This window comes from Lysobacter sp. KIS68-7 (genome assembly GCF_021284745.1).
Taxonomy (GTDB): domain Bacteria; phylum Pseudomonadota; class Gammaproteobacteria; order Xanthomonadales; family Xanthomonadaceae; genus Noviluteimonas.
In genome coordinates this window covers 1,964,827-1,978,474 of record NZ_CP089925.1, presented here as the reverse complement: position 1 = coordinate 1,978,474, position 13,648 = coordinate 1,964,827, and the positions used below count along the sequence as shown (strand labels likewise).

General features: G+C 67.2%; 14 protein-coding genes. 2 read left to right on the top strand and 12 right to left on the bottom strand.

Annotated features, from left to right (window positions below; translation table 11 throughout):
• Positions 1 to 26 precede the first annotated feature (26 nt).
• Positions 27 to 1,112 carry a ribonuclease D gene (gene rnd, locus LVB87_RS09625; protein WP_232897761.1) on the top strand — a complete coding sequence of 362 codons (1,086 nt, stop codon included), beginning with the start codon at positions 27 to 29 and terminating at the stop codon, positions 1,110 to 1,112.
• A gap of 6 nt (positions 1,113 to 1,118) precedes the next feature.
• Here rnd and LVB87_RS09620 read toward each other — a convergent pair whose 3' ends face one another.
• Positions 1,119 to 1,760 carry a response regulator transcription factor gene (locus LVB87_RS09620; RefSeq protein ID WP_232897760.1) on the bottom strand — a complete coding sequence of 214 codons (642 nt, stop codon included), beginning with the start codon at positions 1,758 to 1,760 and terminating at the stop codon, positions 1,119 to 1,121.
• 70 nt (positions 1,761 to 1,830) lie between these two features.
• Here LVB87_RS09620 and LVB87_RS09615 point away from each other — a divergent pair, with 70 nt between their 5' ends.
• Positions 1,831 to 3,345: an MASE1 domain-containing protein gene (locus tag LVB87_RS09615; protein WP_232897759.1), complete on the top strand. Its 1,515-nt coding sequence runs from the start codon at positions 1,831 to 1,833 to the stop codon at positions 3,343 to 3,345.
• A gap of 15 nt (positions 3,346 to 3,360) precedes the next feature.
• On the opposite strand, the gene LVB87_RS09610 is transcribed toward LVB87_RS09615, so the two are convergent.
• The 11 genes from LVB87_RS09610 to LVB87_RS09560 all read right to left on the bottom strand — a co-directional run bounded on the left by LVB87_RS09610 (position 3,361) and on the right by LVB87_RS09560 (position 13,648).
• Entirely contained in the window at positions 3,361 to 3,867 is a 507-nt protein-coding gene (locus LVB87_RS09610; protein WP_232897758.1) for a hypothetical protein, read from the bottom strand.
• A 127-nt stretch (positions 3,868 to 3,994) separates the two neighbouring features.
• On the bottom strand, positions 3,995 to 4,162 hold the full coding sequence (locus LVB87_RS09605; protein WP_232897757.1) for a hypothetical protein: 168 nt from the start codon (positions 4,160 to 4,162) through the stop codon (positions 3,995 to 3,997).
• A 70-nt stretch (positions 4,163 to 4,232) separates the two neighbouring features.
• Positions 4,233 to 5,129: a UTP--glucose-1-phosphate uridylyltransferase GalU gene (galU, locus tag LVB87_RS09600; RefSeq protein ID WP_232897756.1), complete on the bottom strand. Its 897-nt coding sequence runs from the start codon at positions 5,127 to 5,129 to the stop codon at positions 4,233 to 4,235.
• Positions 5,126 to 6,049 carry a glycosyltransferase family A protein gene (locus LVB87_RS09595; protein ID WP_232897755.1) on the bottom strand — a complete coding sequence of 308 codons (924 nt, stop codon included), beginning with the start codon at positions 6,047 to 6,049 and terminating at the stop codon, positions 5,126 to 5,128. Before LVB87_RS09595 ends, galU begins: the two co-directional genes overlap by 4 nt.
• A 4-nt stretch (positions 6,050 to 6,053) precedes the next feature.
• Positions 6,054 to 7,130: a polysaccharide pyruvyl transferase family protein gene (locus tag LVB87_RS09590; RefSeq protein WP_232897754.1), complete on the bottom strand. Its 1,077-nt coding sequence runs from the start codon at positions 7,128 to 7,130 to the stop codon at positions 6,054 to 6,056.
• Positions 7,127 to 8,569: a lipopolysaccharide biosynthesis protein gene (locus LVB87_RS09585; protein WP_232897753.1), complete on the bottom strand. Its 1,443-nt coding sequence runs from the start codon at positions 8,567 to 8,569 to the stop codon at positions 7,127 to 7,129. The genes LVB87_RS09590 and LVB87_RS09585 overlap by 4 nt, the downstream gene beginning before the upstream one ends.
• The gene (locus tag LVB87_RS09580; protein ID WP_232897752.1) at positions 8,452 to 9,246 is read right to left on the bottom strand and encodes a WecB/TagA/CpsF family glycosyltransferase; all 795 of its coding nucleotides are present in this window, start codon (positions 9,244 to 9,246) and stop codon (positions 8,452 to 8,454) included. The genes LVB87_RS09585 and LVB87_RS09580 overlap by 118 nt, the downstream gene beginning before the upstream one ends.
• A complete protein-coding gene (locus tag LVB87_RS09575; protein WP_232897751.1) occupies positions 9,239 to 10,489 on the bottom strand; it encodes an O-antigen ligase family protein in 1,251 nt (416 codons plus the stop codon). The genes LVB87_RS09580 and LVB87_RS09575 overlap by 8 nt, the downstream gene beginning before the upstream one ends.
• 20 nt (positions 10,490 to 10,509) lie before the next feature.
• Positions 10,510 to 11,943, bottom strand: a complete 1,434-nt coding sequence (locus LVB87_RS09570) for an undecaprenyl-phosphate glucose phosphotransferase (RefSeq protein ID WP_232897750.1) — start codon at positions 11,941 to 11,943, stop codon at positions 10,510 to 10,512.
• A 23-nt stretch (positions 11,944 to 11,966) separates the two neighbouring features.
• Positions 11,967 to 13,304 carry an O-antigen ligase family protein gene (locus LVB87_RS09565; RefSeq protein WP_232897749.1) on the bottom strand — a complete coding sequence of 446 codons (1,338 nt, stop codon included), beginning with the start codon at positions 13,302 to 13,304 and terminating at the stop codon, positions 11,967 to 11,969.
• A gap of 68 nt (positions 13,305 to 13,372) precedes the next feature.
• Positions 13,373 to 13,648 carry a hypothetical protein gene (locus LVB87_RS09560; RefSeq protein WP_232897748.1) on the bottom strand — a complete coding sequence of 92 codons (276 nt, stop codon included), beginning with the start codon at positions 13,646 to 13,648 and terminating at the stop codon, positions 13,373 to 13,375.

The window sequence follows — 13,648 nt, the reverse complement described above, 5'->3', positions numbered from 1 at the left end:
CGGCCAGTCCCCCGCGCAGCCGCTCCGTGCACCACTGGATTTCCGACCCCGCCGACCTCTCCGCGCGCCTCGCGCGACGCCCCGCCCGCGTGGGCCTGGACACCGAGTTCATCCGCGAACGCACCTACTGGCCGCAACTGGCCCTGGTGCAGATCGCCATCGAAGGCGACATCCTGCTCGTCGACACGCTGGTCCCCGGCATGTGCGAAGCGCTCGCGCCCCTGCTCGCCGACCGCAACGTGCTCAAGGTGATGCACAGCGCGTCCGAGGACATCGTGGCCTTCAAGCGCGCGTGCGGCGTGTCGCCCACGCCCCTGTTCGACACGCAGATCGCCGCGGGCCTGGCCGGCATCGGCGCGGGCATGGGCTACCAGCGCATCGTGCAGGACCTGCTGCACGTGACGCTCGCCAAGGGCGAGCAGCGCTCGGATTGGCTGCGCCGCCCGCTCACCGCCTCGCAACTGGATTACGCCGCGGACGACGTGGTGCACCTGGACGCGATCTACCTCGCGCTCGCCGCCAAGCTCGACGAGCTCGGCCGCCGCGCCTGGCTCGACGAAGACAGCGCGCGCCTGGCGCAGGGTGCCGACGAGAACGGCGAACGCTGGCCGCACCTGGCGCTGCGTTCGGCGCAATTCCTGGACGAAGCCGCGCAGCGTCGCCTGCTGCGCCTGTTGCGTTGGCGCGACGCCTACGCGCGCACCAACGACCGCCCGCGCACCTGGATCCTCGACAACGAACTGGCGACCGCCCTCGCGCGCAACCCGCCGATCGACCGCGATGGCCTGAAGCGCCAGCTGGATGCGACGCCGAAATCGCCGAAGAGCCTGCTCGATGCGATCTGGAGTGCGCTGACGACGCCGCTGGCCGACGAAGCGGATGCGCCTGCCGCGAAGTCCGACGAACGCGACAAAGTGGCGCTGCGCAAACTGCAGGACACGACGGCAGAAGTCTCGCGCGAACTCGGGTTGCCCGATGGCGTGCTCGCGTCGCGCCGTTGGCTGGAGACGCTGCTCGATGGCCACGATTGGCCAGGGGCGCTTTCAGGTTGGCGTCGCCAGTTGCTCGAACCGCGGCTCAAGCCCTTGCTGGTGGCGAACGCCGCACGCTGAGCCGGTTCAGGTCGCGGCGATCAAGCCGCGCCGCGACGCCAACTCATGCAACTGGTAATCCGACTGCAGGTGCAGCTTGCTGTAGATGTTCGCCCGATGCGCATACGCGGTCTTGTTGCTGATGCCGATGGTCGCCGCGACACGCGCCACCGAGTGCCCGCGCGCGAGCAACAGGAACACCTGCGCCTCGCGGCTCGTCAGCTCCGGCAGCAATCGCTCTTCCGGCCCCGCCCCCGTATCGCCCGCATGCATGCGCACGTCCTGCCCGAGGTAGACCTCGCCGCGGCCCACCGCGCGGATGGCATCGACCAGCTCGTCCGGTGCCGCGCGCTTGGTGACGTAACCGCGCGCCCCCGCCGACATCGCGTCCTGCACGTACAGCGCACCGTCGTGCATGCTGAGCACCACGATCGCCAGGTCCGGCTTCTGCGCCAGCAGGTGGCGGATGAGCACCAGGCCGTCGCCGTCGGGCAGCGAGAGGTCCATGACCATGACGTCGCAGGTGCCCTGGAGCATCCACGCGGCCACCTCGCGCGCATTGCCCAGCTCGGCCGTGACCTTCCAGCCGGGCTCCATTTCGAGCAATTGCCGGAAGCCAGCCCTTACGATGGGATGGTCGTCGACGAGTGCGATGTGAAGGGGTGGCATGGGAACTGACCGACAAAAGCGTGGGACCCGCATTGAAACGCGTCGCTGGTCCCAGCGTCCAGTCGCGTGGTTGCTGCCGTTCGCCTACGCGGCTGCCTATGCAGGCCTGTTCTCACTTTCGAGTGTGTATTGGTTCCTGCCCGCGGGCCTGCGCCTGGCCGCGTTGTGGATGTCGCCGCGCCGCGATTGGTGGCGACTCGCGCTGGGCGACATGGGCGCGATCTTCCTGATCGGCCTGTATCGCGGCAGGTTCGATTCCGATCTGACCTTGCTCGCCGCCGCGGTCGTGCCCTGGTGCCTGTATGCGGCGATCATCTGGCGCTTCGGCCGCGCACCCGCCGCCTCGCCGACGCCCGAGGCGATGATGCGCTTCCTGCTGTGCGGCATGGGCGCCTCGCTCGCCAGCGCGGTCGCGCTGCTGATCATCAACGCCATCGACGATGGCGCGCCGCGCTCGATGGTGCAGGCGCTCTTCAATTTCGCACTCGGCGACTTCATCGGCATCGTCGTGGTGGCGCCGGTGTTTCGCATGTTCCTCGGCGTGCCGCGCGGCCAGCCGATCCCGTGGGGCGCGATGCTGGGGCACGGCGTGGTCTTCCTGCCCGCGGCGCTGGCGATCGGCGCGACGATGCTGCCGGTGGAACGCATCGAGTTCTATCCGATCGTGTTGTCCAGCTTCATCCTGTTCTGGATCGCGTATCGCTTCGGCTGGCGCGCGGGCTCGATCGCGCTCGTGCTGCTCAGCGCCAGCGCCTACATGAGCGATGAAAGCCTTTTCGAGGTCTGGCGCCCGGTGCAGTTGCAGTTGCTGATGGCCGCCGCAGGCTTCGCCACGCTGACGCTGGGGATTTCCGCGGACTCCCTGCGCACGCAGGGCCGCGCGCTGAAGGCCTCGATCGACATGCTTTCCTCGCGCACGCGCGCGCTGTCGGACGCCGCCAACCGCCTGGTTTCGCAGCAGGAAGAGGAACGTCGCCGCATCGGCGCCGAACTGCACGACCAGCTCGGCCAGGACATGACGGCCATCGCCACGCGCCTGCGCCTGGTGGAACGCGCCACCGACGCGCCGCACGTGCGCGAAGGCCTGCGCTCCATCGAATCGCTGGTGGCCACCGCGCACGAACACCTGCGCGAAACCATCCAATCGCTGCATCCCCTGGTGCTCGACCGCTTCGGCCTGCAGCGCGCGCTGGAAGCGGGCCCGATGGCGGTGCTCGCGCGCGAACACGACATCGACTACCAGTGCGGCATCGAAGGCCCGATCGACGAGCTTCCGTCCGAGGTCGCCTCCGCGATCTACCGCATCTGCCAGGAAGTGACCACCAATGCCGTGCGCCACGGCTGCGGCGGATACCTGCACATCCGCCTGGAAATGCACCAGCACTTCACGGCGAGCGACGTGATGCTGCGCATCGACGACGGCGCGGGCCAGTTCGATATCTCCACCGGCAAGAAGGGCCACGGGCTGCAGAACATCTACGACCGCGCCGATGCGATCAGCGCCGAATACACCTTCGATCCGGATTCCGGGCATCCCCGGCACCTGATGGAAGTGCGGGTGAAACGGGATTCGGCGCCGAGCTGAGGGGCGCCGGCGCGGTCAGGCGGCCTCGAGCACGCGCTGCAACTCGGCTTCCCGCGCCTCGATGGCGAGCACGCGGCGTACGGCCTTCGGGAAATCGAACGAACGCCGACGCTCCAGGTCCGCCTCGGTGCGGCCGGCCTCGGCGAAGACCAGCTTGACCTTGTTGCGCAGGTCGTCCAGGCGCGTGGAGATGATCTGGCGCCGCGCCATGCCGTCCTGCAGTGCGCGCTGGCTGGCCGCCTGTTCCGAAAAACGCCGGGCCCGGGGCAGGCTCGGGCTCGCGATCAATTCCACCGACGAGATCCCGGCTTCCACCACGGCCAGGTCCTGCTTGGCCAGGGCGATGTGCTCGTTGAGCACGCTGGCTTCGTGGATGCAGCGCGCGATGGTGGCCAGGGCGCGCTTCGGGTTGAACTCCCGCTGCCAGGTCATTTCACGCTCCAGCGCTTCCCGCTCGTTCTTGAGCGCGAGGCTTTCCTGTTCGAGGACGGGGCGCGGCGTGTCGGCGAGGGCAACGTCCATGGAGATGCGATCTGGCAGGTCTGGAGTGCGACGGTATTGGAATCCTTCGCCGGAAGCGAGGGGGGACGAGGCGCCGCCAGCCCCCGTCGGACGAGCGGCTCGAAGCGGGCGCTGAACCGTTCATTCGCTACTTGAGCAAGCGCACGCGGCGGACCCGCAACGACAGGCAATGCGGACACACCCTGCCCCAGCGGACATTGCGCACGAACCTGCGCTTGCAACGCTGGCAGGCGAACAGGAACGGCGGTCCCGCCGCGACGTCCGGACGAATCAGCAATCCACCCAACTTGCCCATGGAACCTCTCCTTCGGACGTGGCGAAGGAGGGATTGTTCGATCCGACGTCTCGCGGCCTGCGACCGGGCGTCAGTGTTCGACGACGCCCAACTCGTCGAGTGCCGTGCGCATCGCCTGCGCGGCGCCGCTGCTCAACACTTCGTGGTCGAGCGCGAAGCGGATCGTCGCCTCGATCAGCCCGAGGTGGTTGCCGCAATCGAAGCGCGTGCCCTGGAAGCGATACGCGCGCACCGGCTGCTCCTGCAACAGGCGCGCGATCGCATCGGTAAGCTGGATCTCGCCGCCCTTCCCCGGCTTCGTCTCTTCCAGCAGGCCGAAGATGCGACTGTCGAGCACGTAACGCCCGACCACCGCGAGCGTACTCGGCGCCTCCGACGGCGCGGGCTTCTCGACCATCGAATGCACCAGGCCCGAACGCCCATCGAAATCCGGCGCGTCCACGATGCCGTAGCTGGAAGTCATCGCCCGCGGCACGTCCTCCACCGCCACCACGCTCCCGCCCGCGTGCTGCGCGAGATCGGCCATCTGCTTCAGCGCACCGTCGCCGCGGTTCCAGATCAGATCGTCGGGCAGCATGACGGCGAAGGGCTCGTCGCCGACGACGGCCTTCGCGCAGAGCACAGCGTGGCCCAGGCCGAGGGCCTCGGCCTGCGTCACGAACACTGCGCGCACGTGCGAAGGCAGCACGTTGCGGACCAAGGCGAGCTGCGCCTCTTTGCCGGCCTGTTCGAGCTTCTGTTCGAGCTCGTACGCCTTGTCGAAGTAATCGGCGACCGCGTGCTTGTAGCGGTTGGTGACGAAGATGAGGGTGTCGCAGCCAGCTTCGATGGCCTCGTCGACCGCGTACTGGATCAGCGGGCGGTCGACGATGGGGAGCATTTCCTTCGGCACCGTCTTGGTGGCCGGGAGGAAGCGGGTGCCGAGGCCGGCGACGGGGAAGACGGCTTTGCGGATGCGGGGGGTCACTGGCGTTTGCTCTTGGTGCGCGCACGGACAAACGTATCCACCAGGGTCCTGTACCAGGAACGCGGCAGGACAAAGCGCAGGGCCTGGCGCGCAATCACCTTGGGAGGCACGCCTGCGCGCAGGCCCGCGACGAAATCGCTGGCCACGCGCAGCGCTCGGGATTTCGGTTGGTAGTAGGCAAGCACGGTGGCACGGTATCCGGCTTGCGCGCGTTGCGTGAGCAAGTGTGCGTTGCGTTCGATCCATTCAACGGGCGCGCGGGTTCCCGCGTGCCGGGACGTGCGGCCGACTTCGCTCGCGTCCAGCCAGACGATGAGGGGCCTGTCGAGCATCGAGAATCGAATGCCTTCGGCATGTGCGCGGACGCAGAAATCGAGGTCCTGCCCCTTGCGCAAGGACGGGTCGAACATCACGCGCCGTGCAGCGTCGGCGGACATCACGATCGTCGACGTCTGGACGAACTGGTTGGCGACGAAGAGGTACTCCCCCATGTCTTCGCCAGGTGCAATGGCGCGATCGGGACGCACCCAGACACAGTCCGGGCCGCCGCGATCGACGAAGGCCCTGGAGTACAGCGCTTCGCAAGCCGTGTTCGCGAAATGCTCCCGCACCACTGCGAGCTTCTCCGGGAGGAATCGATCGTCCGAATCCAGGAAGGCGACGTAGCGACCGCGCGCGGCTTCGATACCGGAGTTGCGCGCGGCACCGCCGCCGCCGTTCTCGCGACGGAGATAGCGGAAGCGGTCGTCTCCCAGCGCGTCCACCACTTCGCGCAGGGCTTGCCCATCCTTCGATCCGTCATCCACGACGATGCATTCGAAGTCCGCATCGGTCTGCGCCAGGAGCGATTCCAACGCAGGTGCGATTTCCTTCGACCGGTTGTAGACGGGAATGACCACCGAGAAGCAAGGCGACGTCATTCGCTCAACCCCCTTGCATGGCAGGGCGCAGCAATGCGCCGAACGTGCGCTGGAGCGCATTGCGTTGCTGGTCGGCGAGCTTCGCTGTTTCAACAGTTTCGGACGATCGAAGCGCCTCGAGGACGAGGCCGGGCTCGCCTTCCAGGGACAGCACAGGAAGGCCCAGCGTCGCCCAGAGCCCGCCGATCTTGGCGTTCACCGAATCGCTGATCACGGCGACGGGCGTGCATCCCCCCAGCACGCCAAACAGGAGCGCATGCAATCGGTTGGACACGACCGCACGGCAGCCGTGGTACGCGGCAAGCGCCGCATCCACATCGCCGTGCACGTACATGGTCTCCACGCGCCTGCGTGATCCCCGCAGGCTCTGCGCAACGTTGTCCATCAGCGGGCAGTCCCGGGCGACCTGGGCCACCAATCGGAAGTCTTCGTCGACGGGCAGCACCGCATCCAGCGCCTGCACCAGTCGCATCACTTCATCTCCCTGCGCTGGGGTCTGGTCGGAACGAAACGAGATGGCGATGTGTCGACCACGCTCGCCCGGGCGCGCGTAGGCTGCCGCACCAAAGGCAAGATCCGGCGAAACGCCTGCGTGGCGAATGCCATTGTCCTGCGCGTATGCGGCGCTCGCATCGTCGCGGACGATCAGTCGATGCAAGAGTCGCGCACGCAGCTGGAGCATGCGCTTGTGGAAGGGACCGAGTCGCTCGAACGACACGCCCACGTGGCAGACCCGAACTCCGACAAGCCGCATCGCAGCGATGACGGCCGTATTGGCGACCAACGCCAGGGCAGACAGGCCACGGCGCTCGCCGAAGTAGCCGCCAGGGCTGAGGAAGTAGTACGCCGGCTGCCCACGCAGGCGTGTCTTCAGCATTGCGCCGAACAGGCCGACCGACGTCGTCTGCCGGACATCCGGCGCATGGCGCGCGAGATCCAGCGATCGCAGGAACTCCGGTGGACAGCGCGTGACATCCACGACGACATCGCCCCACTCGGCGCAGAGTCGAATGAGCTCACGGTTGATGAGCACGTCACCGGCATTCTCGAACTGCGTCTTCATGCTCAGGAACGCCGTCATGCCACCGCCCTCCCGGGCATCAGCGACAGGCACGAGGGATCGATGCCCAAGCGCTTCCTGATGGCCACGAGCGCGAGCACGTTCCACAACACCTTCGATGCCAGGTACGCCAACGCCGCGCCCTCGACGCCAAAGCGCCCGACGAGCATCGGCAAGCAAGCGAGCACGGCGAGGATCGCGCCGCCCTGGAACACCACCAATCGCCAATGCATGCCCGCAAGCTGCATCAGCAGACCGGTCGCGCCGGTCAAGGCATTGACGAGCATCGCGGCGGCGAGGATGCGCAGGACGTTCGCTTCGGACGAGAAGGACGTGTCGAACACACCCAGGATGAGGGGCGCGCCGACGGTCAGCACCAGGCAAGCGGCCACGACGGGCAGGAAAAGCGACCCGGCCGCCTTTCGACACTCCACCTGCAACACCGCGCGATCACCCAGCGCCACTGCGCGCGACAGCGCGGGCGCCACCGTGAGCGCGACGGACACCATGAACAGGTTCACCACCTCGACGACCTTGACCGACGCGAAGAACGCGCCGACGCCCACCGGCGATTCGAGCCGTCCCAGCGCGACGGTGAACAACGTCTGGTCGGCGCCGGCAATCATGCCCACGACGGCCAACCCTGCGGTCGCGCCGAACCAGGTGCGCGGATGTGCAGAGGCATCGCGCGCGCCATGCGCCAGCTCCCCGAGGCGTCGGCGGATCACCTGCCAGTGCGGAAGCACGGCAAGCAGCAGCGCTGCGGCCACGACAAGCAGCATCGATCCGGCGGACTGGCTTGCGCCCCCCACTCTCCACACAACGACCAGCCCGACGAGGGCCAGCAGGCGCCATGCCAGGTCGCGCGTCGCAATGCCAAGCAGCAGCCGATCGTTGACGCGCAGGATGCCGAGGGTCGTCTGCGAAATCGCGAACAGGACGGAAAGCGCGGCGGCGGCAACGGAGGGCAGCACCAACCCACCTGCTGCACGGCCCCATGCCACCAGCGCAACGAACCCGATCAGCGCGCCGATCGCAGTGACGAGGATCGAGAATCGATAGAGCGCGCGCTCGCCGGCCGCATCATGTTGCAGGCGCAGCTTCGGCGCCTCCTTGACCAGCAGGGCTTGCTGGCCCAGTGCGGCGAAGGACGCGACGAACATCGCCGCACTGAACAGGAGACCGAACCGTCCGAACTCCTCCGCGCCGCACATGCGTGCAACACAGGCAAACACCAGCAGGGACGCGGCACCCGCGCCACCCTTGACCGCGAACACGACCAGGGATTGGCCGAACCCGGAAGCCAGGCGCTGCCGCAGCATCGTCGGCGCCTTCAACAGGCTCACGTCGGCAGCGCCCGCTTGAACACGTCCTTCGACAGCAGCCACAGCGCATGGGGTGTGGTCAGCAGGTAGCGCATGAACAGCTTGCGCGGATTGGTCGCCATCCGGTGCATCCACTCGAGGTTCGCGCGCTGCATCCACATGGGGGCGCGCGGATAGTCGCCGGTGATGTAGTTGAAGCAGCCCCCACAGGTCAGGGCCCACGCGACACGGAGGCGCTTGCGGTTCTCGACGCAGAAGCGCTGCTCCAGCGGCTTGCCCAGGCCCACCCAGAGGACGCCCGCGCCGGAAGCATTGATGTCGGCGATGATCTGGTCCACGTCGCCATCCTTGAAATACCCGTTGCGGCGGCCGGCGATCACCAGGTGCGGATAGCGCTGCGCGAGCAGTTCGGCGCATTGGCGATTCGCGTCTTCGGTGCCACCAAGCAGGTAGAACGAAACACCCTGCTGCGAAGCGACTTCGGCGATGTCGTGGATGAGGTCGGTCGTCGCGCTGCGCTCGGCAATCGGCGTCTTGCACAGGAAGCGCGACGCGGTGACGAGGAACCCGCCATCGGCGTGCACGACGTCCGCCGCGTCGATCGACGCTTTGAACCCGGCATCGGTGGCGTGCATCGACAAGCCATGCCCGTTGGCATCGAACACCAGGCGCGGGCGAACGTCCGCGCAGGCCCTGGCCGCGATCGCGTCCGACACCGCCGCCTCGGCCAGCTCGCGTCGCGACGCAATGGCGATCCTCCAGCCCGCAATGGAGACGTGCGGCAACGGATGCCAGGAAGGATGGTCATTCATGCGCGAGGTTCCGTTTCGGGCGGCCTGTTCCCGCCGCGAGGAACGCGACGAACGCCAGCAAGGTCGTGAAGTTGTTGTAGACGAGGAAGACGTTGATGAAGACGCCCGCGATGAGGATCGTCAGGATCAACGCAGCCAACTGCGCGTGGATGACGTCCTTGCCCGCCCGGTAGGCATCGAAGCTGCGCGAGAACGCCGACGCAAGGAGGGCGACGTACGCCACGACCGCGAAGATCCCGAGGTCCACCGCCGTCTGGATGTACGCGTTGTGGAAATGCGGGACGTCGTAGTTCTGGAACTGCACGTAGGACATGAGGTTCCAGTAGGCGTCGATGCTTTCGAAGTACGCCTGGTAACCCCACCCGAGGAACGGTCTCTGGAGGAAGGCATCGATGCCCCACCCCCACAGCACGGTCCGACCAGTCAGCGTGGGATCGCGCCCGAGGAACTCGAGCACCGGTCCACCCAGGAACACCGCCGCCACGGTCGTTGCGAGGGCCGTCGCTGCGAAGATCGCCGCGAAGCGCCGCGTCGACATGCCGCTCGCCACCGCAAACCGGACGATCGCGACCAATGCGATCGAGATCGCCAACAACGCCAGCGCAGATGCCGACCCGGTCCTGAGCACGAAGAAGAACAGCACCGCGCCTGCGATGGCGCGCACCGCCTTCGACTTCACGACGGTGGAGAGCAGCAGCGCGAACGCCGCATACAACCCGGCCGTGATCTTGTGGTTGAACAAACCGCGGATCGGTTCGTTCCCCAGCAGGTCGTCGCGGTCGTGGATGTCGATGTAGCGCACGATGTCCGCGCCGGCCAGCGACAGCACCAAACTCACCACGACCATCCCGAGGATCGTCCAGTAGACCAGGCGCAGCAGCTGCGGGACATCGAACCGCCTGACCAGCCATGCGCAGAACGGGACGTTCATGAGCAGGGACGCACCGTACTTGACCGAGGTTGCCGAAGAAACGGACCACAGCGCCGACGCCGTGGCAAAGAATCCCAGACCCGCGAGCAACAGAACCCGCCGCTCGACGCGAACGGCGCCGCCCATGGCGTACAGGAAGATGGAAGCGCCGTAGAGGACGCCCCAGTACACGATGAAGAGCACCGGGTTGTTGGCAACGCCGCGATCGTCGGCCAGCAACACTGCAGCCAGGCCCATGGACGAGGCGAGGTAGAGGGCAGCAAAGAGCGCGAACGCGACGCTGCTCACCGAAAGGCGGCGATTGGAAGACATGTCGTCGAAGTTCCTGCGCGCTAGTAGGCGTGCTCGCCCCGGAACCCGTTGAACACCGTCATCGCGACGATCCGCAGGTCCAACGCCAGCGACCAATGCTGCAGATAGAACAAGTCGGCCGCCACACGCCTTTCCATCTTGTCCAACGTGTCGGTTTCCCCCCGCAACCCATTCACCTGCGCCCACCCGGTAATCCCCGGCTTCACGCGGTGCCGTTGCATGTAGAGCTCCACCTGCCCCATGTACTGATGGTTGTGCTCCACCGCATGCGGCCTGGGCCCGACGATCGACATCGTCCCCTGCAGCACGTTGAAGAACTGCGGCAGTTCATCGAGGCTGGTCCGGCGCAGGAAGGCGCCGAACTTCGTCACGCGGGAATCGCCCTTCCTAGCTTGCGTGATCGTCCCGTGCGCTTCCTTGTGCACGCGCATGCTTCTGAATTTCCACACTTCGATGATCTTGCCGTCGAGGCCGTGGCGGCGTTGGCGGAACAGCACCGGGCCAGGGGAGCTGAGCTTCACGCCGACGGCGATCGCCGCCAGCACCGGGGCGATCAGCAACAGGATCAGCGTGGCGAGCACGCGGTCTTCCAGGGCCTTGAGCAGACGCGCGTCGCCGTCGAAGGGGCTCTCGCGCAGGTTGATCACGGGCAAGCCCGCAATCTGCTCGACGGAGTGGTTGAGCAGTTGCAGGCCCAGCAGGTCGGGCACGAACTTGATGTCGGCGGTCGAATGCGCGAGCACGTCCAGGATGCGCGCGATGTCGCGTTCGGCGCTCATCGGCAAGGTCACCCAAACCTGGCTGACGTGGTGGATCTGCACGTAGGCCGCGAGCTGTCCGAGGTCGCCCAGGCGCGGGGTGTCGGGCATCGCATCGCCCTGCCCTTGTGCGTCGAACCAACCGAGCACCTGGATGCCGGCGCTCCGCTGGCGATGCAACGCGTCGACGATGCGCTGCGCATCCTTGCCGCTGCCGACCATCACGGCGGTGCGCACGTCGAGGCCCGCTTCGCGCACGAGCGAAGCGACGCGACGCACGAACATGCGCGAGGCCGCGCCGCCGGCGAGCGTGCCCAGGAACCACATGCCCCACCACAGGCGCGAGAGGTTCACTGGGATCTTCAGCGCGACCGCGTAGGCGATCGTCAGGCCGAAGATCAATCCGAACGCGCCCGCCATCGCCGGCAACTCGGCGAACAAGCCTTGCCCGCGCCAGCTGCGATAGATCTTCGACAGGCTCAGCACGGGCAGCGCGAGCAGCACCGCCATCGCGATGTGCCGCTGGTAGACGAGCGAGACTTCCACGTTTGTGAAGCGCAGCCACCAGGCCACGACGCCCGCGGTTGCGATCGTCGCGACATCCGCGAAGCGCAGACTCCAGCTGAGCAGCGCGGCGTACTTGCCGGTCCTGTAACTCGTTTGCCGCAGTTCCTGCGGCATCGGTGCAAACAACATTCGAAGAGTCCCCTGTGCGTCGGTCAGGCCTTGGCCTGGCGTCCGCCTCCCCTGTAAGAAAGCAACAACCCCGCCAACACCGAGACCGCCAAGGTCCGCAGTGAGTAATCCACCCACGCATGCACCAGCGGAACGGCGAGCGCGATCCCCATCACGCTCCTGATCGGATCCGCGCGCAGCGGTTCAGCCCGCCACGCGCGAACATTTCCAACGGTCTTCCACGCCACCAACACGACGAATGCGAGCGCGAGCGCGAGGCCCGGCAAGCCCGCCTCGATCGCGATCTGCAACGGATCGTTGTGCGCGCGCTCGGCGAAGGTCGACCCCATTTCGGCGAGCGGTTCCAGCGGCGCGTACACGAAGGGAAAGCTGCCAAGGCCGCTGCCGAACGGCAGGTAGGCCTGCATCGCTTCGAGGCTGTGGCGCAGGTACTGCCAGCGCAGGTCGTCGAGCGGGTCCTGGGCGAGGCGCTGCATCAGGCCGTCCCAAGCGTAGTGGCCGACGGCAAGCACCGCGATCACCATGGCGAACACCGGTGCGATCCAGCGACGCGACATGCCGGCGCGCGGCCACCACAGGATTGCGGCGCTCAGCGCCAATGCGCACGAAGCGAGCAGGAAGCCCGTGCGCGAGAAGGTCAGTGCCGCGGCCAGCCACAACACGGCCGTCGCGGCAAAGGCCCAGGCGGCGACCGTCGCACGCATCTCGCGCTGCGCCTGCGCCGCGAACGCCAAGGAGATCGGCAACAGCATCGCGAGCAAGTCCGCGAAGTGGTTGCGGTTGGCGAACGATCCGATCGCACCGATCGGATGATGGAAGGCGTAGAAGCGCACGGCCTGCGGCCACGCTGCCGCCTGCGCAAATCCGAAGAATGCGAGCGCCACGCCCACGACGAGCGCAACGAGCAGCAGGCGACGCTGCACCTGCGTGCCGAGCGTCGTGCACAACCACCACGTCGCAGCAAAGGTCACGAAGGCAACGCCCGCGCGCACGGTCGCCCAGGCATCCAGCGTCATCGGCTGCCAGCCGGGCGAAACACCGGCCTGCGTCAGATCGGCCAGCACACCCGCGCGCTGCGGCAGCATCGACCACAAGGCCGGCGGCAACGGCAGAAGTTGCAATGCGATCAACGCAAGCGCGCACATGCACCACGCAGCAAACGCGCGTTCCCAACGCGTCGCCTCGGCTCGATTCCACCGCATGACGGCGAGCGCCAGGCACGGCAACATCGCGAGGTGCACCACTGCATCGCCCATGCCGCGCGGGCCGCCACCAAACAACAACGCAGCCACGATCAGCACCGCGGCGCAGACGAAGGCAGCGGTGTCCCGGCGGAGCGAAGGGAGGGCGACGGAAGACATGACGGGCGACAAAAAACAGAACGGGCCGCAGTCGCGGCCCGTCCTTGGGTCGGCTTACCTGCGAGCGCTTACGGGCTCGAGGGCTGCGCGTTCAGCGGCGGCTTGCTGTCGTCGCCCTTGCCGCTCGAAGCCGTGCCCAGCAGCACCGCGGCGCCCACGGCACCGAGCACGATCGACGTGGTGTTCTTGGGCTTTTCGCGCGCGACCGGCGTGGCGTTTTCAACCGGGGTCTGCGTGGCGGGAGCAGCCGACTGTTCGGTCTGCGCGGCCGGCGTGGAATCGGTACCCGGCGACTGGGCCGGAGCCGTCTGCGCGAACGCGTTGCCTGCAAAAAGAATGGCCAT

Excerpts from the sequence above, each read along its gene's own strand:
- LVB87_RS09570 (WP_232897750.1), bottom strand. The coding sequence starts at position 11,943 with ATGTTGTTTGCACCGATGCCGCAGGAACTGCGGCAAACGAGTTACAGG.
- LVB87_RS09620 (WP_232897760.1), bottom strand. The coding sequence starts at position 1,760 with ATGCCACCCCTTCACATCGCACTCGTCGACGACCATCCCATCGTAAGG.
- LVB87_RS09610 (WP_232897758.1), bottom strand. The coding sequence starts at position 3,867 with ATGGACGTTGCCCTCGCCGACACGCCGCGCCCCGTCCTCGAACAGGAA.
- LVB87_RS09595 (WP_232897755.1), bottom strand. The coding sequence starts at position 6,049 with ATGACGTCGCCTTGCTTCTCGGTGGTCATTCCCGTCTACAACCGGTCG.
- LVB87_RS09575 (WP_232897751.1), bottom strand. The coding sequence starts at position 10,489 with ATGTCTTCCAATCGCCGCCTTTCGGTGAGCAGCGTCGCGTTCGCGCTC.
- LVB87_RS09565 (WP_232897749.1), bottom strand. The coding sequence starts at position 13,304 with ATGTCTTCCGTCGCCCTCCCTTCGCTCCGCCGGGACACCGCTGCCTTC.
- LVB87_RS09560 (WP_232897748.1), bottom strand. The coding sequence starts at position 13,648 with ATGGCCATTCTTTTTGCAGGCAACGCGTTCGCGCAGACGGCTCCGGCC.
- LVB87_RS09580 (WP_232897752.1), bottom strand. The coding sequence starts at position 9,246 with ATGAATGACCATCCTTCCTGGCATCCGTTGCCGCACGTCTCCATTGCG.
- LVB87_RS09605 (WP_232897757.1), bottom strand. The coding sequence starts at position 4,162 with ATGGGCAAGTTGGGTGGATTGCTGATTCGTCCGGACGTCGCGGCGGGA.
- LVB87_RS09590 (WP_232897754.1), bottom strand. The coding sequence starts at position 7,130 with ATGACGGCGTTCCTGAGCATGAAGACGCAGTTCGAGAATGCCGGTGAC.